Source organism: Yersinia sp. 2545 StPb PI (assembly GCF_052217125.1).
Taxonomy (GTDB): domain Bacteria; phylum Pseudomonadota; class Gammaproteobacteria; order Enterobacterales; family Enterobacteriaceae; genus Yersinia; species Yersinia enterocolitica_E.
The window spans coordinates 3,524,505-3,546,938 of the sequence record NZ_JAZGPY010000001.1 but is presented as its reverse complement, the minus strand read 5'-3'; the positions used below and the strand labels follow the sequence as shown (position 1 = coordinate 3,546,938).

Genomic DNA, 22,434 nt, shown 5'->3' with positions numbered 1-22,434 from the left:
TGACAATGGGGGATTTTATCCCCCATTTCTTTTTCCTCGCATTGTAATCGTTGAATGTAAGACATTCGTCCCCATATACTCAATTACCTATTTAGTGAAACTCGTGATGACTCGTGTTTCACGAGATTCCCAGTAATCTGGCGGAAGCTAAACTAAGAGAGAGCTCTATGAACCCTGAGCGTTCCGAACGCATAGAAATCCCCGTATTGCCTCTGCGCGATGTGGTGGTTTATCCGCATATGGTGATCCCACTGTTTGTTGGCCGGGAAAAGTCGATTCGGTGCCTGGAAGCGGCAATGGACCATGATAAAAAAATCATGCTGGTTGCGCAGAAAGAAGCTTCTACTGATGAGCCTGGTATCAACGATCTGTTTTCAGTAGGCACTGTAGCCTCGATTTTACAAATGCTGAAGTTACCTGATGGCACGGTCAAAGTGCTGGTTGAAGGGCTACAGCGTGCGCGTATTACCACGCTTTCCGACAGCGGTGAGCATTTTGCTGCTCAGGCAGAATATCTTGAATCGCCAGTGATGGACGATCGTGAACAAGAAGTATTGGTTCGCACGGCGATTAATCAGTTTGAAGGCTATATCAAACTGAATAAAAAGATCCCACCAGAAGTGCTGGCTTCACTGCACAGCATTGATGATGCAGCACGTCTTGCGGATACTATCGCGGCACATATGCCGTTGAAGTTAAATGATAAACAGGCTGTTCTGGAGATGTTCGATGTCACCGAACGTCTGGAGTACCTGATGGCGATGATGGAATCAGAAATCGATCTGTTACAGGTTGAAAAACGGATTCGTAATCGCGTCAAAAAACAGATGGAAAAGAGCCAGCGCGAGTACTATCTGAACGAGCAAATGAAGGCCATTCAGAAAGAACTGGGCGAGATGGACGATACGCCTGATGAGCACGAAGCGCTGAAGCGTAAAATCGAAGCGGCCAAAATGCCGAAAGATGCACGTGAAAAAACCGAAGCTGAGCTGCAAAAACTGAAAATGATGTCACCGATGTCTGCGGAAGCAACCGTAGTACGTGGTTATATTGATTGGATGTTGCAGGTGCCTTGGAACAGCCGCAGTAAAGTTAAAAAAGACTTGGTAAAAGCGCAGGAAGTTCTGGATACCGATCACTACGGTTTGGAACGAGTTAAAGATCGTATTTTAGAATACCTCGCAGTACAGAGCCGTGTTAGCAAGATTAAAGGGCCAATCCTGTGCCTGGTAGGGCCTCCTGGGGTGGGGAAAACCTCTCTGGGGCAATCTATTGCTCGTGCTACTGGCCGCCAGTATGTCCGTATGGCGCTGGGAGGGGTGCGTGATGAAGCGGAAATCCGTGGTCATCGCCGCACCTATATCGGCTCTATGCCGGGTAAATTGATCCAGAAGATGGCGAAAGTTGGGGTGAAGAACCCACTCTTCCTGTTGGATGAGATTGATAAGATGGCGTCCGATATGCGCGGTGATCCTGCGTCAGCACTGCTGGAGGTTTTGGACCCAGAACAAAACGTTGCATTCAACGATCACTATCTGGAAGTGGATTATGATCTGTCGGATGTCATGTTCGTTGCCACCTCCAACTCCATGAATATTCCAGCGCCGTTGCTGGATCGTATGGAAGTTATTCGCCTGTCCGGTTATACCGAAGATGAGAAACTCAATATTGCCAAGCAGCATCTGTTGCCGAAACAGTTTGAGCGCAACGCCATTAAGAAAGGCGAACTGACCATCGATGACAGTGCCATTATGAGCATTATCCGTTATTACACCCGTGAAGCTGGGGTGCGTAGTCTGGAGCGTGAAATCTCCAAACTGTGCCGTAAAGCAGTAAAAAATCTGCTGATGGATAAAACGGTTAAGCACATTGAAATCAACGGTGACAACCTGAAAGACTTCTTAGGTGTGCAGAAGGTCGATTATGGCCGAGCTGATACTGAGAATCGCGTAGGTCAAGTGACTGGGCTGGCATGGACGGAAGTGGGTGGTGACTTACTGACTATTGAGACTGCATGCGTTCCGGGCAAAGGCAAGCTGACTTACACCGGCTCGCTGGGTGAAGTGATGCAAGAATCAATTCAGGCGGCACTGACAGTGGTACGTGCGCGCGCAGATAAATTAGGTATTAACCCTGATTTCTACGAAAAACGCGATATCCATGTGCATGTGCCTGAAGGTGCGACGCCGAAAGATGGCCCGAGTGCAGGTATTGCTATGTGTACCGCGCTGGTTTCTTGTCTGACCGGTAACCCAGTGCGCGCGGATGTGGCGATGACCGGTGAAATCACCTTGCGTGGTTTAGTATTGCCAATCGGCGGTTTGAAAGAGAAATTGCTGGCAGCTCACCGTGGCGGGATCAAAATTGTGCTGATTCCCGAGGATAACAAACGTGATTTGGAAGAGATCCCAGACAATGTTATCGCTGATCTGGAGATTCATCCGGTTAAACTAATTGATGATGTTTTAGCCATCGCGTTGCAAAATCCAGCCTTCGGGGCACAGCCGGTAGCGTCAAAATAGTGACGGATCGCAAGAAGTATTGATAAAACTGATGCTGGTAAGTGAAATGCTACTTGCCAGCTATTTTTTGTGCCGCTAAGTTAGTTCGTCTGTCCGACAAAAGTTTATGCCTTTGGGCTGCTTGCCAAGGTTGGATAGGATTGATATAACAGCTGCGCTGTCGTGTTGTCCGTAGGGATTTTCGGCGCGACGATAGAATTCTAAAGGGGATGAAAGAGTGAATAAGTCACAACTGATCGACAAAATTGCCGCAGGTGCAGATATTTCCAAAGCGGCCGCTGGGCGCGCGTTAGATGCAATTATTGCTTCTGTTACTGAATCTTTGAAAGAAGGGGATGATGTAGCTCTGGTTGGTTTTGGTACTTTTGCAGTACGTGAGCGTTCTGCACGTACTGGCCGCAACCCTCAGACAGGCAAAGAAATCAGTATTCCTGCTGCTAAAGTACCAGGCTTCCGTGCCGGTAAAGGCTTGAAAGACGCAGTAAACTGATTGCCGCGTCAATTCTCATCTGCGCGTATACCCAAAGGAAATGAAGTAGCAGCCAGGTTGTAAGCGAACGAATACCGATGAGTCTGCTCAGGTCAGCGATTCGGGTTAGTGAAAGTAGCGGGCACCTGTGCAACTTCAAGTACCAAGGGTATATATTGTTTGTGTTAAACAATAACCTGACGCAGTTGAGCTGGTAAGGTAAGATACAAGGCGCATCGTTAATGATGCGCTTTTTTTTCGCTTAGGCAGTTGAACTGGCTGAGCGTTAAACGGGTGTAAAATGTTAGTCTGACGAGAGAATATCAGCGACCCGTTTATAGCAAAAATAGGCAGTAACAAATAGAGTAAGCAGTTTAACGCGCAGCAGCACGAAGGGCTGTCGCAAGGAATGCTGGGTTTATTTAGACCTGCGCAACAGTTTTAATCCATATTACAGCGGAGTATTGTCACATTATGATGGACAATTTACGCGCGGCTGCTAATAACGTCGTGCTCAAAATCATTCTGGCCTTGATCATGTTGTCCTTTATCCTGACCGGGGTTGGCAGCTATCTGATTGGCGGTTCCAACGACTTCGCAGCCAAAGTTAATGGCCAAGAGATTAGTCGTGCTCAGTTAGAACAAGCTGTACAGAGTGAGCGTGGCCGCTTGCAGCAGCAATTAGGTGAACAATTCTCCGCACTGGCCGCCAATGAAGGCTACATGCTGCAATTACGCCAGCAGGTATTGGGGCAGTTGGTCAACAACATGTTGCTTGACCAGTACGCCAAAAAACTGGGCCTGACTGCTAGCGACGAACAAGTTAAAGATGCCATCCGCCAGGCACCTTATTTCCAGACCGATAATAAGTTCGATAACAACAAATATCTCGAACTGGTTAATCGGATGGGCTACACCCCTGATCAATTCGCGCAATTACAGCGTCAGCAGCTCATTAATCAACAATTGCTGCAAGCGTTTGGTGATACTGGCTTTGTTCTGCCTATCGAAGCACAGGCGATGTCAGAGCTGATTTTGCAGCAACGTGAAGTTCGTCTGGCGACAGTTGATCTCAAAGCCCTTCAGGCACAGCAGAAAGTCACTGATGAAGAGCTGCAAGCCTACTACGACCAGAACAAGAATAGCTTCATTGCACCGGAACAGATGAAAGTCAGTTTCATTACGATGGATGCTGCCGCGATGCAGGACAAAATCACGCTCACCGAGGAAGATATCGCGGCGTATTATGAACTGCATAAAAGCAGCTATACCCAGCCGGAACAACGCAACTACAGTGTGATTCAGTTTAAAACTGAAGCTGAAGCCAAAGCGGCGTTAGAGGAGCTAAAAAAAGGTGCTGATTTTGCTGCGATGGCAAAAGAGAAATCTACCGATATCATTTCCCGCAAAAATGGGGGTGAACTGGGGTGGTTGGAACCAGAAACTACGGCTGATGAACTGAAACAAGCGAATCTGACCGAGAAGGGCCAACTGTCTGATGTGGTTAAATCTTCGGTGGGTTATCTGGTTGTTCGCTTAAATGACATCAAACCTGCCCTGGTTAAACCTTTGTCAGAAGTGCATGATGCACTGGCAAAACAAGTTAAGCAGGAAAAAGCTGTTGACGCTTACTACGCGTTACAGCAAAAGGTCAGTGAAGCCGCTACCAGTGATAACGAATCTCTAGCCTCAGCGGAAGAAGCAGCAGGTGCTAAAGCTAAGCAAACTGGCTGGTTTACTCGCGACGCAGTACCTGCTGAGGTTAACTTCAAACCGGTTGTACAGGCAATCTTTGACGGTGGCCTGGTCGGTGAAAATGGTGCGCCAGGTATTAATTCAGATGTAATCACTGTTGACGGCGACCGTGCTTTTGTTATCCGCATTGATGCTCATAAACCTGAAGGTATTCAACCATTTGATCAAGTACGTGATCAGGTTGCTGAGTTGGTGAAACGTCAGAAAGCAGAACAATTGGCACGTGTTGATGGTGAGAAACTCCTGACTGCTCTGAAACAAGGTAAAGGCGAAGAGGCGATGAAAGCTGCTGGTATCAGCTTTGGCGAGAAGAAAACCTTGTCACGTGCACCAGACGATGATCAATTAGTGCAGACTATTTTTGCCTTGCCTCATCCGCAAAAAGATCAGTCGGTTTATGGCTTATCCCAGGATCGTCAAGACAACATCGTACTGATCGAACTGCTATCAGTAACGCCGGGTAAATTGCCGGAAGGCGAGATGAAGACCTTTAGCGCTAAAATGCTAGAAGGGTCAAGCGGTGTGACTTTTGATGCATTGATGGCAAATCTGCACAAACAGGCAACCATTAAGATGGGGCCAGCGGAGCAACAGCAGCCGCAATAAAACCATAATTGCCATGAGTCTCGCATACATCTGCAACTCGATGTAATAAAGAAAGGTCGCTTTGGCGACCTTTCGCATATCTGAAATCTACCCTTTGTGATGAATCGGAGGTTGCGGCAAGGTAGTCATGCTGTCAAACACAAGGAGGATACAGCATGAAATTCATAGGAAAATTATTTGTTATAACCGCATTGTTCGCAGGTCTGAATATCCAGCAGGTAGTTTTTGCCGCTCCCGTCAGCCCTACGAGTACGACTCAGAATAAAGACCTCAATTCGCAAAGCCATACTCCAATAAATAGCCAGCTAAAAGCAGGCTCTTCGCCTGCCAAAGTGGCGGATAAGACCAATGCAACGGCAACAACCACAGCTGGCAGCTCAACGGACAGTGCATATAGCCAAATCAATATTAATAGTGCTAATGCGGAACAGTTGGCCCAGTTCCTGAGCGGAATTGGCAGGAAGAAGGCAGAGGCTATCGTTAATTATCGCGAGCAGTTCGGCCCTTTTACTGATGTTGAGCAGTTACTCGAAGTTCCAGGTATCGGCCCCTCGTTTTTAGAGAGAAACAATACCAAGCTTAAAATGTAACTTTAGTTGGTGATGGGGATGTGCTGTGGTCAGACAGATATCAGTGACTATTTTCACCACAAATAATCCCCATCTTTTCATAATGTAAGTCGCAGTAGCAGAGGGAAACTGTGATTTCGCTCTAGATTATATCGTAAGCATGCGATGAAGTGATTTCCCTCTGCTAATCTTGCTGTGAGGTCGTACCAGTTGTGCGGGTATTCTCTTGCCAACTCTATTTTACTGCCGAAGGTACGTAATTTTTATTCACTGTCTGGAGAAGCTCGCTGTCATGCATACTCATATTAAAGTCCGGGGTTTTCATATTGATGTTTTCCAACATGTTAATAATGCCCGCTACTTAGAGTTTCTCGAAGAAGCGCGTTGGGAATGGCTTGATGGGGAGCCAGCAGCGCAATGGATGGCTGAAAACCAAATCGCTTTTATCGTGGTTAATATCAATATCAACTACCGTCGGCCTGCAGTATTGGGGGATCTGCTACGAATCGATAGCCAGTTATTAAAGCTAAACGGTAAAAGTGGTGTGATGAAACAGACTGTCACGCTAGAGCCTGAATCTATTCCGGTGGCAGATGCAGAACTAACGTTTGTCTGTATCGATCTGCGTAGTCAGAGAGCATTGCCCATTGAGGGAGAACTAAGGGAAAAACTGGACGAGTTTGTCAATCGAGGTATTACAGGATAACTCGGCTTTGTTGCCGGGGAGGGATATTTTCCCTGAATATCTGGTTAAATGTGCAATGGCCGCGATATACCTCGCTCTGATGAGCGAGGTCACGATTAGAACAAGGCAATGGGTCGATTACAGTGGCTATCTGAGTGAACAATAATCAAGCTAGCCCGGTTTTTTGTTTCAAGCTCAATAATACTTTTGGCTTATTAGCAAGATAGAACGCCAGCCCTTTGGCTCGTAAATGGCAGGCAGCACATTGGCCGCAACCATCGCCTTGAATCCCATTGTAGCAAGTAAGTGTCTCGTGGCGGACCAGCTCGAGTTGCTGATAATAATCAGCTAGTGCCCAGGTTTCTGCTTTATCCAGCCACATTAAAGGGGTAATGAAAGCGATATCTCGGCCAATACCCAAATCTATTGCATGGTTGAGTGCCTTCACGAACTCATCCCGGCAATCAGGGTAGCCGGAGAAGTCAGTCTCACAAACCCCGGTGATAACCGTCGGAGCTTGCACTTGATAAGCATAAATTGCGGCTAAGGTCAGGAATAGAATATTGCGACCAGGGACAAACGTACTGGGAACCGTATCGGCATCCTCTTCATCAAAAGAGGGGATAGGGATACTGTCTCGGGTCAGACTGCTCACCGCTAACTCATTGAGCATGCCAACATCTAGCACTTTGTGTGCTTTAGCACCAAGCTGCGTGGCAAGCGCGCGAGCAACATCAATTTCTGCGCGGTGGCGCTGTCCGTAATCGAATGTAATGCAGTGGACTTCATCATATTGCTGTAATGCTTGAATTAAACAGGTAGTGGAATCTTGCCCACCACTAAATACAACGACAGCGCGTTTCATACTGTGACCTCGTACGGCTGTGAGCCTCGAAAGAGCCAACCCACAGCAAAATAAAGAATTGGCGGTATGTTACTCAGTTCACGGACGAAAGGGTAGCAACCTGCATTTGGCAATCAGGTAGTCGCCGGTGGGAGCCATGCCTGATTGAAATCAAACCAACCATATGCGGTTAGGGTAACACCGTTAATCCGTGGCGGAGCATTGACCTGATACTGATAATTGAATAGTGGGAGAATCAGCCCTGCCAGCATCAGACCATTATAATATTCACGCAATTGGCGGAAACGCTCAGCCGCAAGTTCAGTTTGCTGAATCTGTATCAGTGTTTGTTGCTGTAGTTCTAATTGAGCAGGGGAGAGTATACCGCGCCACAGCGGATCAAGTTGGAGCCAGCTTTCCATCGCCGCTTCAGGAGATTCACCAACTAAGTGGTCCGCTAATAATAAGTCTGCCTCTTCAATTTGATGAGTATCTTTCCACTGCTTATCACGACTGGCGCGGATTTCTAATGTGCAACCATGGGTTGCCAATACCGCTTTTAGTTGTTCGGCAACACTCTCAAGTTCCATTGGAGGTTGATAGGTCAGTATCAGATGGGCAGGCAATGGCGGGTTTTCATCGGCGCTAAACTGGGGGATAGGCCAGCCAGGTAGCATTTCATGACTAGGCGTTATCACACCACGCCGAATGGATAACTCTTCTAAGATGCCGGAAGTTTGCACTAGCATCAGCAATTTGGCTATTTGCTGGGGAGTAATATTATTGAGGTGCCGATTGATGGCCAGATAGCAAAATCCAAGGCTCATACTGCGCTGAACAGGGCGGGCTAAAGGGAAATCCTCCTCCTGTCCAATGGTTATACGTACCGGGTGTTGGCAACTCCCATCCGCTGACTGTACGACAAGGCTTGGAGTTATCCAGTATTCAATGAATTCCAGATAAGGATGTTGCAAATGGTAAAATTCGTGCTGTTCCAACCGGACCAGATGTGGGTTAAAGGTCGCTAACTTAAATGGGCCAGCCCCCAGAAGTGGGGCGTCGGGATGAAACAGTTTACACGGTAAATCTGCCAGCCGATGTGCCAGCCAGTAATCAGGATGCAGCAGCGTAAATTTCAGGCATAAAGCATGGGGCAGGGTAATCGTTGCAATATTGGCAAAACTCGGTTGGCTGCGTGGATTTGCCCGCAGCAGTGCCAGCGTTTGCAACAACTGCTCGCTGCGGATATGTTCCCCATTATGCCAACGTAATTGACTGCGTAAGAAGAATTGCCAGGTTAAACCATCATCGCTGACTTGCCAGTGATGGGCCAGATCCGGTTTTGGCAGTGGGTCTCCGGTGTTAAATCGGGTCAGGCCAGCATGTAAAGTATAAATCAGATGCTGCTCTGCCCGGCCACTGACGGTCATTGGATTTAACGGTTCAAGCTCCCGATAATAAGGGATTCGCAGTATTGGGCTATCGGCTTGCCATTGTCCCCCCATGTGAGGGTTTAGTAACGCTTGAAGGCGTTCAGGTTCCAGTTGGGCGAGTGCGAGAGCAGCTTGATGGTCACCTTGCTCAAGGAACAATTGCAGGTAGGTTGCACGCAGTGCATCAGGTTTTTTCAGGCATTGCAGTTGTGCTCGTTTTCCTCGGCCAACTTGTGAATGCCAACTGAGCCAGTCATTTGCTTGTAGCTGTTGAATCAGAGTGCGGGCATGTCGCTCACTGCAAAATAGTAGGCCTGCCAGTTCACTGACGGTGGTAGCCGCCGGTTGATCGCCGAACTTTTGGTACAAGCGCTGATATTGGGTTAGTCGGTGAATAATGCGCATAATTAAGATGTTATCCCATTAAGGCTATTTTAGCTCTTGGACGAACTCATCAAATGCCTTTATTTTTAAATGACTTAGGGAACTGCACGGTTCATTCTCATGTGGCGATGAGTTACAACGTGATCTGGCACTCTCAGTGCTGTGCGTGTTCAAACTGATAGTATCCATTACGCCTATTCGGGCTGCTTATAAATCAGGAATAGTTTAATTTAATTGTTCACTATTAGTTCCGTAAATAGTACGTCATAATTTTATTCATACCACCAGTTTTGCTGTTATCGAGGTTTTAAATGTACCGTTTAGCCGCTTTTGATATGGATGGAACCTTACTGATGCGCGACCATAAAATTGGCGGCGCTACATTGAATGCGTTACACCAGTTGGTGGACAACGGGATGATCCTAACCTTTGCTACCGGTCGACATTATATTGATATGAAAGGGATTTTATCTCACTCAGGCATAAATGGTTATTTGATCACTGGCAATGGGACCCGAGTCTGTGATGTAGAGGGTGAAGCATTATACGGTATGGATTTGCCCGCAGAACTGGTGGAGTTTGTGTTACGAACTCCGTGGCAGACCCGTGCCAGTATCCATATTTTCCGTGATGATGGTTGGTTTACTGATTGTAATGACCCTGCGCTGCTGACTGCACATAAAACCAGTGGCTTCCAGTTCCAGCTCACGGCACTGAGCGCATTGCCTCTAACTGGTAATCATAAGATTTGCTTTATTGCCTCACATCAGGAATTGACCGAGCTTAAAACCCAGCTTGAGCAGCAGATGGGCGGCGAAGCCGATTTTTGTTTTTCAGCGGTTGATTGCCTTGAAGTGTTGCCTCGTGGATGCAACAAAGGGGCGGCTTTAGAGCGATTAAGCCATCATCTCAATTTAACACTGGCCGATTGTATGGCCTTTGGTGATGCGATGAATGATAAAGAGATGCTATCGCGGGTAGGTCTTGGCTTAGTGATGGGAAACGCATTACCGCAATTGAAGCAAGAGTTACCTCAGTTACAGGTTATTGGGCGCTGTGAACAACAAGGCGTCGCTCACTATTTGCAACATTGGCTAAGTTCACCACACCTCACCTATTCCCCCGAATTCTGAGGTTTATCTCCTTGGTACTTAGAGTTGTAGCAGTGTTAACGGGCTTATTCACCCGAATCACTGATGGTGTCAGCTCAGCGGATCACTCGCTTGCTGCCTAACTGCACCTTTTGATGACTTGAGGATAGCTATTAGCCAGCCGGATAATCATCCGGTTTTTTTCTGCCAAAATTCGGTTTTCCTCGGTCATCCAAGAGGGGAAAACCGAATTTTATCGGTTAATTACAGGTTATTTAATTCATTACTAAATGGGGTCAGATCACCAATGTTATTACTGACCCATTCGGTATTGTAATAGGTATCCAGATAGCGTTCGCCACTGTCGCAGAGCAACGTCACAATAGCGCCGGTTTTGCCTCGCTCACGCATCTGTTTGGCTAATTGTAATGCGCCCCAGACGTTAGTGCCGGTGGATGCCCCCACTTTGCGTCCCAAAATACCTTCCAACCAATGAATGGTTGCAACACTGGCAGCATCGGGTACGCGCAACATACTGTCGATCACTTCTGGAATAAACGAAGGCTCAGCCCGTGGGCGGCCGATCCCTTCAATACGGCTGCCGCAACTACCGGTAACCGTGCGGTCGCGGTTACAGAAACAGTCATAAAATACTGAGTTCTCTGGGTCGACTACCATCAATTGGGTGTCATGCCCTTGGTAGCGGATATAGCGGCCTAAGGTCGCCGATGTGCCGCCAGTGCCAGCACTCATGACGATATAGTCAGGTACCGGGAAAGGTTCACGCGCCATTTGGCGGAAGATGCTATCGGCAATGTTGTTATTGCCACGCCAGTCGGTAGCGCGCTCTGCATAAGTGAACTGATCCATATAGTGGCCATTCAGGTCACGAGCCAGTTGTTCAGATGCTGCATAAATTTGCCCAGCGCTTTCAACAAAATGACAGCGACCACCATAGAAGGTGATCTGCTCGACTTTGCGCCGCGCAGTGCAACTTGGCATAACTGCAATAAAGGGCAGGCCAATCAGCCGGGCAAAGTAGGCTTCAGACACTGCCGTGCTTCCTGAGGAAGCCTCGATTATCGTTGTTCCTTCTGTAATCCAGCCATTACATAAGCCATAAAGAAACAGTGAACGAGCTAAACGGTGCTTTAGGCTACCGGTTGGATGGGTGCTCTCATCTTTTAAATAGAGATAAATACCGGGAAAAGCCGGCAGGTTTAGGCGGATCAGGTGAGTATCAGCGGAGCGTTGGAAGTCAGCTTCTATTTCACTGATAGCATTTTTTACCCAAGTGTTGGTCATTTCATGGCCTGCGATGTAGGTAGTAAACTAATGATGACTAGATTAACGGTTATTAAAGAAAAAAACGTTGCCATTTTTCCTTCTTTATCGCCAAATGGTAGAAATTTATTCTATGGTTACTCGTTATGTTAGATAAAACTGACCGTAAACTCCTCTGTATGTTGCAAGAAGATTGCACTCAATCACTGCAAGTACTGGCCGAAGCCGTCAATCTTACCTCCACACCCTGCTGGAAACGGTTAAAACGCCTTGAGGATGAAGGATTTATCCGTGGGCGCGTGGCACTGCTGGACAGCGAAAAATTGGGGTTGGGGCTTACGGCATTTGTGCTGATTAAAACTCAGCAGCATAATAGTGGCTGGTATCAGGAATTTGTTGAATTTACTAAGCAAATGCCAGAGGTGTTGGCGTTCTATCGTATGGCCGGAGAATATGACTATCTGATGCAGGTCGAAGTTGCCGATATGAAAAGTTACGACAATTTTTACAAACGCATGGTTAATGGTGTTCCGAGGCTGATTGATGTGACATCAAGTTTTGCGATGGAAAAAATCAAATATACAACTATGTTGCCTGTTCCTGAGTGAATATTTGGATTAAAAGCCCTTTTACCGATGCTATGCTACCCCCTTCATCGCGCGTAGCGAGAAAATACCGATGTATTCGGTGTCAGACCAGGAATAAAACTGAGTGAGATTGTTTGCACAACTAGGCTGGTATTTTCGCCGTGAATGGCGCCGCTATGTAGGCGCGGTGTTGTTGTTAATTATTATCGCTATCCTACAACTGTTGCCGCCTAAACTGGTCGGAGTAATTGTGGATGGTATCAGCACAAAACAGATGCCTACCAATATGTTACTGGTATGGATTGGTGTGATGCTGATAACCGCTATTGTGGTCTACCTACTGCGTTATGTCTGGCGTGTTTTATTATTTGGTGCCTCTTATCAATTGGCTGTGGAGTTGCGGTCAAACTTTTATCGCCAACTTAGCCGCCAGGCCCCTGGTTTCTATTTACGTCACCGTACCGGCGATTTAATGGCTCGTGCGACGAATGATGTTGATCGCGTGGTCTTTGCTGCCGGTGAGGGGGTGCTGACGCTGGTGGATTCGTTGGTGATGGGATGCGCGGTGCTGATTGTAATGAGCACCCAAATTAGCTGGCAATTAACACTGTTATCATTGTTACCTATGCCGGTAATGGCGGTGGTGATCAAATATTACGGTGACCAACTGCATCAACGTTTCAAATCGGCCCAAGGGGCATTTTCTACGCTGAATAACCAGGCGCAAGAAAGCCTGACCAGTATTCGCATGATTAAAGCTTTTGGCCTGGAAGATCATCAATCACAGCAGTTTGCTCAGGTCGCGGCAGAAGCCGGTGCCAAGAATATGTATGTCGCACGTATCGATGCCCGTTTTGATCCAACTATCTATATCGCCATCGGGATCGCGAATTTATTGGCGATTGGCGGCGGCAGTTGGATGGTGGTTAATCACAGTATTACTTTGGGTCAACTTACCAGTTTCATCATGTATCTGGGGCTGATGATCTGGCCCATGCTTGCCTTGGCGTGGATGTTCAATATCGTTGAACGAGGCAGTGCCGCCTATAGCCGTATTCGCAGTTTGCTGGAAGAAGCGCCGGTGGTTAAAGATGGTGATATTGAGCTGAGCGATGGGCGTGGCACACTCGCGGTGAATATTCGCCATTTCTATTACCCAGGTAGTGAACAGCCTGCGTTACATGATGTGGCGCTGAAATTAGCACCGGGGCAGATGTTGGGGCTATGCGGGCCTACAGGGTCGGGTAAGAGTACCTTACTGGCATTGATTCAGCGGCAGTTTGATGTGGATGATGGTGCTATTTGTTATCAAGGGCATGCGCTGTCTGATATTAGGTTGCATGACTGGCGTGGCCGTTTATCTGTGGTCAGCCAAACGCCATTCCTCTTTTCTGATACGGTTGCTGGCAACATTGCATTGGGTAAACCTGATGCCACGCAGGCTCAAATTGAGCGGGCCGCTCGTTTAGCCAGTGTGCATGAAGATATTTTACGCCTTCCTCAGGGTTATGACACTGAAGTGGGTGAGCGCGGTGTGATGCTATCTGGCGGGCAGAAACAGCGGATTTCCATCGCCCGCGCACTGTTGCTGGATACTGAGATCCTGATTCTCGATGATGCGCTATCCGCAGTTGATGGTCAGACCGAATATGAAATCCTAAAAAATCTGCGTGAATGGGGTGAGCATCGTACCGTGATTATCAGTGCGCACCGTCTTTCAGCGTTGACCGAAGCCAGCGAAATTTTAGTGATGCAACATGGTGGCGTGATGCAGCGCGGGACACATAACGTATTAGTCAGTCAATCCGGCTGGTATCGGGAGATGTACCGTTATCAACAACTGGAGGCAGCATTAGATGATGGTGAGTCGGAGGCCAAAACCGATGAGTAAAGTTCAGCAACTTTGGCCGACACTTAAGCGCCTGCTCTCCTATGGCTCCCCTTATCGTAAACCGTTAGGGTTGGCGGTATTGATGTTATGGATTGCGGCTGCCGCCGAGGTCAGCGGCCCGCTTTTGATAAGTTATTTTATTGACCATGTGGTCGCAAAAGGCACTTTGCCCCTCGGTTTAGTCAGTGGGTTGGCATTGGCTTATCTGTTGCTGCAACTGTTGGCAGCAGCATTGCATTATTTTCAGGCATTGCTTTTTAACCGTGCTGCCGTAGGTGTGGTTCAGCGCCTACGTATTGAAGTGATGGATGCCGCTTTGCGTCAACCTCTCAGTGCGTTTGATACCCAGCCGGTCGGGCAATTGATTTCCCGTGTCACAAATGACACCGAAGTCATTAAAGATTTATATGTGATGGTGGTCTCCACCGTATTAAAAAGCGCGGCATTAATTGGCGCGATGCTGGTGGCGATGTTCAGTCTGGATTGGCGTATGGCGCTAATTTCTATCTGTATCTTTCCAGCAGTGCTGGTAGTGATGGCCATTTATCAACATTACAGCACACCCGTAGTGCGGCGAGTCCGGGCTTATTTGGCTGATATTAACGACGGTTTTAATGAAATTATTAACGGCATGGGCGTGATTCAGCAGTTTCGCCAGCAAGCTCGTTTTGGCGAACGTATGGAGTCTGCCAGCCGTGCGCACTATATGGCACGCATGCAAACTTTACGCTTGGAAGGGTTTTTATTGCGCCCGCTGCTGAGCCTGTTTTCTGCCTTGGTACTGTGTGGTTTGTTACTGTTGTTCGGTTTCAGTCCTGATGGCTCAGTGGGGGTGGGTGTGCTGTATGCTTTCATTAACTATCTGGGCCGCTTAAATGAACCCTTAATTGAACTCACATCACAGCAGTCAGTCATGCAGCAAGCTGTGGTGGCTGGGGAACGTATTTTTGATCTGATGGACCGCGCCCAGCAAGGATACGGTACTGATGATCGCCCACTGACCAGTGGCCGTATCCAGGTGGATAATGTCAGCTTTGCTTATCGTAGCGATAAAATGGTACTGCAAAATATCTCCCTTGATGTACCTTCGCACGGGTTTGTTGCTCTGGTCGGGCATACCGGCAGCGGAAAAAGTACGTTGGCTAACCTGTTGATGGGCTACTACCCGGTGCAACATGGTGAGATTCTGCTAGATGCTCGTCCTTTATCCGCGTTATCCCATCAGACCTTGCGCCAAGGGGTGGCCATGGTGCAACAGGATCCAGTGGTGTTGGCTGATTCCTTTTTTGCCAATGTGACTTTAGGCCGTGATATCTCTGAACAGCAAGTGTGGGAAGCTCTGGAAACGGTGCAACTGGCCCCTTTAGTCCATGCGCTACCCGATGGATTGCACAGTCTGCTTGGTGAGCAGGGGAATACCTTGTCAGTTGGGCAAAAACAGTTGCTGGCGATGGCGCGAGTATTGGTACAGGCTCCGCAAATCCTGATTTTAGATGAGGCGACTGCCAATATTGACTCTGGTACTGAGCAGGCCATTCAGCGGGCATTGCAGCTAATCCGAAAAAATACCACGCTGGTAGTGATTGCTCACCGCCTTTCAACCATTGTTGATGCTGATACCATCTTGGTGTTGCACCGTGGTGTGGCAGTGGAGCAGGGTAAGCATCAAGAGCTGCTGGCCGCCCATGGGCGTTATTATCAAATGTATCAATTGCAATTGGTTAGCGAAGATTTAGCCGCCATTGATCAGGTAGAGACGGCGGTAAGTTAATTAATAAGTTGTGGGGCTAAGCGGCCCCGCACTATTTTCTGTGTTTTCCTAAGTCAAATCGTTAATGCATATCCCCGTTAATGCCCATTTTGCAGCTTTCGTGCACCATAATCTTGCAATGCAATAGGTCGTCGATGCTGTCGTGCACTTCTGTGACGCGCTTCGCACTATTTTGGTGCGCGAAAATTATTCAATACGATGAATTCAGCCGCTACACGGCTGACTCATGTATCTCAACCGCCCTAGCTTCGCCATTTCCGCATTAAATTATATCTATCATTACTTATGGCATAGCCTTTGCTTTACTTCATTTGTGGCAGACATGAATTCGACTTAATTCGAGAAGGGGCAAATATGAAGCTGGTTACCGTGGTTATCAAACCATTTAAGCTGGAGGATGTGCGTGAAGCCTTATCCTCTGTGGGTATTCAGGGGCTGACCGTAACCGAAGTAAAAGGATTTGGTCGCCAGAAGGGACACGCAGAGCTCTATCGGGGAGCTGAATACAGTGTCAATTTCTTACCTAAAGTGAAAATTGATATCGCAATTGCTGATGATCAATTGGATGAAGTGATTGACGTGATCAGTAAGGCGGCCTATACCGGCAAAATTGGTGATGGCAAAATTTTCGTTGCTGAATTGCAACGTGTTATTCGCATCCGTACCGGCGAAACCGACGAAGCAGCACTGTAATTTGCAGGCTCAAATTTAGTGAATAGGGATGGGTTGATGATGAAAAAACTTTTATCCATGTTGGGCCTGAGTTCGGTAGCGATGCTGCCTTCTTTGGCAATGGCCGCAGCACCGGCTGTAGCTGACAAAGCTGATAATGCTTTTATGATGATTTGCACCGCGCTGGTGCTGTTTATGACTGTGCCCGGTATTGCCCTGTTCTACGGCGGTCTGCTGCGTTCCAAGAACGTATTATCGATGATGACTCAGGTCATGGTGAGCTTTGCTCTGATCTGTGTGCTGTGGGTGCTCTATGGCTATAGTCTGGCTTTCGGCACCGGCAATGCATTCTTTGGTAGTTTCGATATGGCGATGCTAAAAGGTATTGGTTTGACCAGCCTGAGTGGCACTTTCTATCAATATATCCATGTGGTGTTCCAGGCTTCATTTGCCTGTATCACGGTCGCACTGGTGGTGGGATCATTCGCCGAACGTATTCGTTTCTCTGCGGTATTAATTTTTGCAGCACTGTGGTTCACCTTCTCATATTTGCCGATGGCACATATGGTATGGGGTGGTGGTTTCCTGGCAATGGATGGCGCACTGGACTTTGCCGGTGGTACTGTTGTGCATATCAACGCCGCGATTGCTGGTTTGGTGGGCGCTTACTTACTGGGTAAACGTGCTGGTTTTGGTAAAGAAGCGTTCAAACCTCATAACTTACCTATGGTGTTTACCGGTACTGCGATTCTGTATATCGGTTGGTTTGGCTTCAATGCCGGTTCAGCCAGTGCCGCGAATGAAATTGCTGCACTTGCCTTCTTGAATACGGTAGTTGCAACAGCGGGTGCTATCTTGTCTTGGGTCTTTGCTGAGTGGATTTTACGCGGCAAACCGTCGCTGCTGGGGGCATGTTCCGGTTGTATCGCAGGTTTGGTTGCGATTACGCCAGCGGCAGGTACAGTCGGGGTTGGCGGTGCATTGATTATCGGTCTGGTCGGGGGTGTTGCCGGTCTGTGGGGTGTGGTTCTGCTGAAAAAATGGCTGCGGGTAGATGATACCTGCGACGTATTCGGTGTCCACGGCGTGTGTGGGATTGTCGGTTGTATCCTGACCGGTGTCTTCACCTCGGCTTCACTGGGCGGTACAGGTTACGCCGCTGGCGTCACTATGGGCCATCAGGTAGGTGTGCAACTGTTCAGCGTCGGTGTGTGTTTGGTCTGGTCTGGTGTTGTTGCCTTCGTTGCCTTTAAAATTGCTGACCTGTTGGTTGGCCTGCGGGTACCAGAAGAACAAGAACGCGAAGGTCTGGATGTTAACAGCCACGGCGAAAATGCATACAACCAATAAGCTAGAAGTAGCAGTAAAATAAATAATAATGATGATAGCAGCAGGGGCGATATGATATCGCCCCTGTTCTATTTTTGGCAAAGGCTATCGAGGTATCATCGATGCAAACGAATGACACCTTCCTGCACGGTAGAAGCCACTAATATCCCTTCCCGGCTGTAAATCTGGCCACGGACAAAGCCCCGCGCGCCGGAAGCAGAAGTGCTTTCTACTGCATACAGCAGCCAATCGTCCAGGCGAAATGGCCGATGGAACCACATAGAATGATCTATCGTGGCAATCTGCACTCCTGGCTCCAGGAAACCAATCCCATGTGGCTGCAAGGCCGTTGGCAGGAAATTAAAATCAGAGGCATAACCCAGTAAATACTGATGAACCCTCAGGTCATCTGGCATGGCACCGTTGGCGCGGAACCAGACATAGCGATTCGGTTCTTCTACCGAGCCTTGCAATGGGTTGTGGAATTTCACCGGGCGCATTTCAATTGGCTGATGGCCGATAAACTTTTCCCGTACTTTTTCGGGGATCATATGTGCGAACTGGCGGGCAATGTCTGTTTCTGACATCAACCCTTCCGGTGGGGGAACGTCCGGCATGGTATTTTGGTGTTCGAACCCCTCTTCTTGACTCTGGAACGATGCCGTCATATAGAAGATGGGTTTACCATTCTGAATCGCACTGACCCGGCGGGCGCTGAAGCTGTTGCCATCACGTAGTGTTTCGACGTCATAGATAATGGGCTTGCTGCTGTCCCCTGGGCGCAGAAAATAGCTGTGGAAAGAATGTACTGCCCGCTCTGCCGGTACGGTTTGTTTTGCTGCATAGATAGCCTGACCCACTACCTGACCACCAAATACCTGGCGCAAGCCCAGATCTTCACTTTGGCCACGAAAGATACCTTCTTCAATTTTCTCAAGGAAGAGCAGATCGAGTAGTTTTTCTAATGCTTGACTCATGTTGTGGCCCCTGATGGTTGAGTTTATACACAGTGTGCTGAATCCGTTGGGCGCTCGTCAATATATTGCTGTGAAAGGCCTGTTCAACTGAGGAATATCGGATAAGGAATAGTCTGATAAATGCCTCAATGGGGTAAGCGTCAGCGGGAAGTAGAATATTGTGCTATAATTGGCTTGCTAGGTGGTTGAAGCCACTTATTAAACGCCGGCTGTTGTGTAGATAGCTTGCATCTTAATAATAAGAAGGAGTGCGACCTATGAAACCTTGGCAATCAATGAAATTCTGGCAGATAGCGGGTGGGGCAGCATTAGTGGTAAGTTTGGCTGGGTGTGCTCATCGAGGGGCTGATGTTCCGGTTCCCGCGCCGGCAGGTGTAACCACTGCTGCCGCACCTATTGCACAGCCTGCTGTACAGGGGACAGTGAACATCCGCGAGCGCATTGCATTACCACCTGATGCCGTAGTTACGGTTACGCTGTCGGATGCCTCACTGGCTGATGCACCATCACGGGTTATCGCCCAGAAAGCAATTCGTACTGAGGGCAAACAGGCTCCGTTTAGTTTTGCTTTGCCGTTTAACCCAGCCGACATCCAGCCAAATGCACGTATTATTGTAAGTGCAGCGATCACTCGCAATGGCCAGTTATTGTTTATCACCGATACCATTCAAGAAGTGATCAACCGTGGCGCGGGTACCCAGGCTAATCTGTTATTGGTCCCTGCAACCTCTGTTGCTATAGAAACAACCCCAGGGGGACCGGCAACAATACAGGGCGCGCCTACCATAACAGGCAGTGCGACCATCCAGTAATGTTTAACCCGCCATGAGCCGGTTTTTCAGAAAAGCCAATTAATTTGGCAATAGCGCCACAGGATAGCCACTATTCTGTGGCGTTTTTATTAGCGGTATTGCCAGCGATAGCGGCGTAAATCAATTCTACCCGAAGTATCGATATCAATACCTTCAGCCAGTAATGCCTTTTTTTGTCTAAGATAATCATCACCAATTAATGATATTTCGCCATGACGATTAATCACCCGATACCAGGGTAAGGCAGAGCCTTCCGGCAAGCGTTTGAGAACTCCACCGACTTGGCGTGCAGCTCTGGGGGAGCCAATCAGCCGCGCGATATCGCCATAAGTGGTCACCTGTCCATAGGGGATAGCGGCCACCACTTGGAAGACCCGTTGGCGGAAACTGTCGACAAACGGTAGGTCACCCGATTCTGTGGGCAAATCTGATATTGCAGATTCCCACTGATTTTGGCTCTCTGTTTTTGATGATGTCACAGCATTCTCTTTTTTATCTGCATGGGCGGATAGTGCGACGTTATAGAAATAAATAGAGCGATATAAATAGAACGAGATAAATAAATAACATCATCAATGCTTTTGGTGCCAGCAGAAAAGAGATTTAACCCAAACCTGAGGGGAAGTGGGCAAGAAACCACCGGTTAGTGCGGGTTGTCTTGCTATTTGGTGGGTCATGGTCGATAATGCCCACCGCTCCAGAGTACAAGGAGCCGTTAACGTCAATGGAGGTCCTGTTGGTTCTCCCGCAACACTAACTTGTGAACTCGGTCAGATCCGGAAGGAAGCAGCCGTAGCAGGCGAGGTGTGTGCCGGGATGTAGCTGGCAGGGCCTCCACCATTTCTGATAAGTGCATGATATCCATCATATTAAACACTTGTTTCGTGCATTGAAACGGCAGTGATACAACTTTTGTGTATCACCTAGGGCGCTAATCAATGTCACATCTTATACTTTCCCGTCATGGAATCTGGTACTACCATAGAGTCTACCTGACACCTAGAAAACGTCGTGAAATTCGAATCAGCTTTATCACAATGATATTATGCCGGTGCATAGTGTTTTTGGTGCTTCCGTATCGATAATCTGAATCCTATTCAAACCTTTCTACTTTGAAACTAGCTTGTTTTTTATTATCTGTCCGTCTTTCATGATGATAGTCAGGTTTTTTTCAGGATCTGCCAGCAGTCCGACATCAGCGAGTGGATCGCCGTTAACCAGCAATAAATCAGCTAAGGCTCCGACTTCGACAACACCAAGTTTTCCTGGATATGGATTGCGTCGATCTGATAGTGCTAACAATTTTGCATTATCAGATGTTGCCATTCTGAGCACTTCGGCGGGCGTATACCACCGTGTCATTGTAGAAAGCTGTGAGCCTTGTCGGGCTGCCAAATTTCCATCAAATAAAACATCTGTTCCGAACGCAACTTTCACCCCGTATTTTTTAGCTAAGCGATAAGCGTTATCAGTCCCGGCAAAAATCTGCGCTGCTCTGGCTTGTCCCGCGGGATCGGGCAGTTGATTTGCATTCTCGTCCGCCAAAAAAGGCTGCAGACTCCACCATGTACCTGTATCTGCCATTAATTTTGCAGTTGCATCATCTGCCAATTGACCATGCTCAATTACTTTTGCTCCAGCTTTGATAGCATTGCTAATGGCTTCAGGGGTATAAGCATGGACTGTCACATAAGTACCCCAATTAGCCGCGGCCTCGACTGCGGCGTGAATTTCATCGACGCTAAGTTGAACTGTATCTAATGGGCCATAGGGAGAAGATACGCCACCGCCTCCTGTCAACTTGATTTGGCTAGCTCCTTGCAACAATTGCTCTCTGGTGCGCTTTCGAATTTCATCGGCTGAATCAGCTATCGCAGACATGCCAATTCGTTCTGGGTAACTTAATTGATCAGGGGTAGCCGGTATTTCTGAAAGCATCCGAAAATCACCATGACCACCCGTTTGTGAAATCATTGCTCCTGATGGCCAGATGCGTGGCCCTTTGATTACGCCATTATCAATTGCGAGTTTTAAGCCAAACGCGGGTCCACCCAAATCTCGAACGCTGGTAAAACCGCGTAGAAGTGTTGACTCTGCTTCAGCACCGGCCAGCAATGTGATAAAACTTAACGGAGCGGTTGAAGCTAATGCCATGGAAGGACGAGCCATAAAAGTATGCCAGTGGGCATCGATAAGGCCCGGCATCAATGTTTGACCATTGCCAGCGATATGCACGGCATCAGTTGCTGGATTAATCGGTTGAGCAGAAATTTGAGTGATTTTATTGCCTTCAACAACCACATTCATTTTGGACGTTAAGGTTGTGCCGTCAAAGACCCGGACATCTTCGAAGATAGTCATTGGTAATTTATTTGGCGATTGAGCATAAGATAGTGAGGGTAGGAGGCTGACCATACAGGCAGCCACAAATGTTGTTTTGATTGTCTTTGACATCAGTATTTTCCTCTTGTATCTGAGAACAAGATAGCGTTGAATATTATATATATCTTATCATCTCTTTTATTTTGGCACTGTTGCAAATAGCTGCTTAGGGCAAACTGTTGATGATAGGAGCTTGGATCCATTTTTTGCCCGACTGCTGCCGTGATTATATCTGGCATGATCTCGCGGCGGGGCTTTATTTCCTTAGCGATTGATACCTATTTCTTCGTCAGCCAGGGAGACGTTGTGCTCCAAAAAATAATATCTGCACCAAGATAATCGTCGGCAAATTGTACAAACTCATCCTTGCT

General features: G+C 47.8%; 18 protein-coding genes and 1 other RNA gene. 13 read left to right on the top strand and 6 right to left on the bottom strand.

Annotated elements, in window-relative coordinates:
- Positions 1 to 167: 167 nt before the first annotated feature.
- The 5 genes from lon to V1955_RS16535 all read left to right on the top strand — a co-directional run bounded on the left by lon (position 168) and on the right by V1955_RS16535 (position 6,627).
- Positions 168 to 2,522 carry an endopeptidase La gene (gene lon / locus V1955_RS16555; RefSeq protein ID WP_005182204.1) on the top strand — a complete coding sequence of 785 codons (2,355 nt, stop codon included), beginning with the start codon at positions 168 to 170 and terminating at the stop codon, positions 2,520 to 2,522.
- A 217-nt stretch (positions 2,523 to 2,739) separates the two neighbouring features.
- Positions 2,740 to 3,012: a nucleoid-associated protein HU-beta gene (gene hupB / locus V1955_RS16550; protein WP_004392663.1), complete on the top strand. Its 273-nt coding sequence runs from the start codon at positions 2,740 to 2,742 to the stop codon at positions 3,010 to 3,012.
- Between the two features lie 453 nt (positions 3,013 to 3,465).
- On the top strand, positions 3,466 to 5,352 hold the full coding sequence (ppiD, locus tag V1955_RS16545; protein ID WP_442821171.1) for a peptidylprolyl isomerase: 1,887 nt from the start codon (positions 3,466 to 3,468) through the stop codon (positions 5,350 to 5,352).
- 155 nt (positions 5,353 to 5,507) lie between these two features.
- Positions 5,508 to 5,942 carry a ComEA family DNA-binding protein gene (locus V1955_RS16540; RefSeq protein ID WP_372568766.1) on the top strand — a complete coding sequence of 145 codons (435 nt, stop codon included), beginning with the start codon at positions 5,508 to 5,510 and terminating at the stop codon, positions 5,940 to 5,942.
- Positions 5,943 to 6,213: 271 nt separating this feature from the next.
- Positions 6,214 to 6,627 carry an acyl-CoA thioesterase gene (locus V1955_RS16535; protein WP_372568767.1) on the top strand — a complete coding sequence of 138 codons (414 nt, stop codon included), beginning with the start codon at positions 6,214 to 6,216 and terminating at the stop codon, positions 6,625 to 6,627.
- 145 nt (positions 6,628 to 6,772) lie between these two features.
- Here the strand turns inward: V1955_RS16535 and queC are convergent, their stop codons facing one another.
- Entirely contained in the window at positions 6,773 to 7,471 is a 699-nt protein-coding gene (gene queC / locus V1955_RS16530; RefSeq protein ID WP_083160015.1) for a 7-cyano-7-deazaguanine synthase QueC, read from the bottom strand.
- Positions 7,472 to 7,584: 113 nt separating this feature from the next.
- Positions 7,585 to 9,288, bottom strand: a complete 1,704-nt coding sequence (locus V1955_RS16525) for an SgrR family transcriptional regulator (protein WP_442821170.1) — start codon at positions 9,286 to 9,288, stop codon at positions 7,585 to 7,587.
- Positions 9,289 to 9,578: 290 nt separating this feature from the next.
- Between V1955_RS16525 and cof the strand changes: the two genes are divergently transcribed.
- Entirely contained in the window at positions 9,579 to 10,400 is an 822-nt protein-coding gene (gene cof, locus V1955_RS16520) for an HMP-PP phosphatase (protein WP_372568768.1), read from the top strand.
- A 222-nt stretch (positions 10,401 to 10,622) separates the two neighbouring features.
- On the opposite strand, the gene V1955_RS16515 is transcribed toward cof, so the two are convergent.
- Entirely contained in the window at positions 10,623 to 11,663 is a 1,041-nt protein-coding gene (locus V1955_RS16515) for a PLP-dependent cysteine synthase family protein (protein ID WP_083160009.1), read from the bottom strand.
- Positions 11,664 to 11,788: 125 nt separating this feature from the next.
- Here V1955_RS16515 and V1955_RS16510 point away from each other — a divergent pair, with 125 nt between their 5' ends.
- The 5 genes from V1955_RS16510 (at position 11,789) to amtB (ending at position 17,913) form a co-directional block, all read left to right on the top strand.
- Positions 11,789 to 12,250: an Lrp/AsnC family transcriptional regulator gene (locus V1955_RS16510; RefSeq protein ID WP_442821169.1), complete on the top strand. Its 462-nt coding sequence runs from the start codon at positions 11,789 to 11,791 to the stop codon at positions 12,248 to 12,250.
- A 103-nt stretch (positions 12,251 to 12,353) separates the two neighbouring features.
- Positions 12,354 to 14,120 (top strand): SmdA family multidrug ABC transporter permease/ATP-binding protein, encoded by a 1,767-nt coding sequence (locus tag V1955_RS16505; RefSeq protein ID WP_372568769.1) that lies wholly within the window; start codon positions 12,354 to 12,356, stop codon positions 14,118 to 14,120.
- Positions 14,113 to 15,891 carry a SmdB family multidrug efflux ABC transporter permease/ATP-binding protein gene (locus V1955_RS16500; RefSeq protein ID WP_083160003.1) on the top strand — a complete coding sequence of 593 codons (1,779 nt, stop codon included), beginning with the start codon at positions 14,113 to 14,115 and terminating at the stop codon, positions 15,889 to 15,891. The genes V1955_RS16505 and V1955_RS16500 overlap by 8 nt, the downstream gene beginning before the upstream one ends.
- A gap of 354 nt (positions 15,892 to 16,245) precedes the next feature.
- The gene (glnK, locus tag V1955_RS16495; RefSeq protein ID WP_002208627.1) at positions 16,246 to 16,584 is read left to right on the top strand and encodes a P-II family nitrogen regulator; all 339 of its coding nucleotides are present in this window, start codon (positions 16,246 to 16,248) and stop codon (positions 16,582 to 16,584) included.
- Between the two features lie 39 nt (positions 16,585 to 16,623).
- Complete coding sequence (amtB, locus tag V1955_RS16490; RefSeq protein ID WP_083163833.1) at positions 16,624 to 17,913, top strand: ammonium transporter AmtB; 1,290 nt, start codon at positions 16,624 to 16,626, stop codon at positions 17,911 to 17,913.
- Positions 17,914 to 18,008: 95 nt separating this feature from the next.
- Here the strand turns inward: amtB and tesB are convergent, their stop codons facing one another.
- Positions 18,009 to 18,869, bottom strand: a complete 861-nt coding sequence (gene tesB, locus V1955_RS16485; protein ID WP_083160001.1) for an acyl-CoA thioesterase II — start codon at positions 18,867 to 18,869, stop codon at positions 18,009 to 18,011.
- Positions 18,870 to 19,126: 257 nt separating this feature from the next.
- Between tesB and V1955_RS16480 the strand changes: the two genes are divergently transcribed.
- Complete coding sequence (locus V1955_RS16480; protein ID WP_372568771.1) at positions 19,127 to 19,681, top strand: YbaY family lipoprotein; 555 nt, start codon at positions 19,127 to 19,129, stop codon at positions 19,679 to 19,681.
- 89 nt (positions 19,682 to 19,770) lie between these two features.
- On the opposite strand, the gene V1955_RS16475 is transcribed toward V1955_RS16480, so the two are convergent.
- The gene (locus V1955_RS16475; protein WP_227746600.1) at positions 19,771 to 20,115 is read right to left on the bottom strand and encodes an MGMT family protein; all 345 of its coding nucleotides are present in this window, start codon (positions 20,113 to 20,115) and stop codon (positions 19,771 to 19,773) included.
- 300 nt (positions 20,116 to 20,415) lie between these two features.
- Between V1955_RS16475 and ffs the strand changes: the two genes are divergently transcribed.
- Positions 20,416 to 20,512: signal recognition particle sRNA small type (gene ffs, locus V1955_RS16470), an RNA gene on the top strand.
- A 276-nt stretch (positions 20,513 to 20,788) separates the two neighbouring features.
- On the opposite strand, the gene V1955_RS16465 is transcribed toward ffs, so the two are convergent.
- Positions 20,789 to 22,135, bottom strand: coding sequence for an amidohydrolase family protein (locus V1955_RS16465; protein ID WP_442821168.1), 1,347 nt, complete (start codon positions 22,133 to 22,135; stop codon positions 20,789 to 20,791).
- Between the last annotated feature and the right edge of the window lie 299 nt (positions 22,136 to 22,434).

What these genes read in the sequence shown, in the direction of transcription:
- V1955_RS16465 (WP_442821168.1), bottom strand. Translation starts at nt 22,135, where the DNA reads ATGTCAAAGACAATCAAAACAACATTTGTGGCTGCCTGTATGGTCAGC.
- cof (WP_372568768.1), top strand. Translation starts at nt 9,579, where the DNA reads ATGTACCGTTTAGCCGCTTTTGATATGGATGGAACCTTACTGATGCGC.
- lon (WP_005182204.1), top strand. Translation starts at nt 168, where the DNA reads ATGAACCCTGAGCGTTCCGAACGCATAGAAATCCCCGTATTGCCTCTG.
- queC (WP_083160015.1), bottom strand. Translation starts at nt 7,471, where the DNA reads ATGAAACGCGCTGTCGTTGTATTTAGTGGTGGGCAAGATTCCACTACC.
- V1955_RS16525 (WP_442821170.1), bottom strand. Translation starts at nt 9,288, where the DNA reads ATGCGCATTATTCACCGACTAACCCAATATCAGCGCTTGTACCAAAAG.
- V1955_RS16540 (WP_372568766.1), top strand. Translation starts at nt 5,508, where the DNA reads ATGAAATTCATAGGAAAATTATTTGTTATAACCGCATTGTTCGCAGGT.
- ppiD (WP_442821171.1), top strand. Translation starts at nt 3,466, where the DNA reads ATGATGGACAATTTACGCGCGGCTGCTAATAACGTCGTGCTCAAAATC.
- glnK (WP_002208627.1), top strand. Translation starts at nt 16,246, where the DNA reads ATGAAGCTGGTTACCGTGGTTATCAAACCATTTAAGCTGGAGGATGTG.
- V1955_RS16515 (WP_083160009.1), bottom strand. Translation starts at nt 11,663, where the DNA reads ATGACCAACACTTGGGTAAAAAATGCTATCAGTGAAATAGAAGCTGAC.
- V1955_RS16480 (WP_372568771.1), top strand. Translation starts at nt 19,127, where the DNA reads ATGAAACCTTGGCAATCAATGAAATTCTGGCAGATAGCGGGTGGGGCA.
- V1955_RS16535 (WP_372568767.1), top strand. Translation starts at nt 6,214, where the DNA reads ATGCATACTCATATTAAAGTCCGGGGTTTTCATATTGATGTTTTCCAA.
- V1955_RS16510 (WP_442821169.1), top strand. Translation starts at nt 11,789, where the DNA reads ATGTTAGATAAAACTGACCGTAAACTCCTCTGTATGTTGCAAGAAGAT.
- tesB (WP_083160001.1), bottom strand. Translation starts at nt 18,869, where the DNA reads ATGAGTCAAGCATTAGAAAAACTACTCGATCTGCTCTTCCTTGAGAAA.
- V1955_RS16500 (WP_083160003.1), top strand. Translation starts at nt 14,113, where the DNA reads ATGAGTAAAGTTCAGCAACTTTGGCCGACACTTAAGCGCCTGCTCTCC.
- amtB (WP_083163833.1), top strand. Translation starts at nt 16,624, where the DNA reads ATGAAAAAACTTTTATCCATGTTGGGCCTGAGTTCGGTAGCGATGCTG.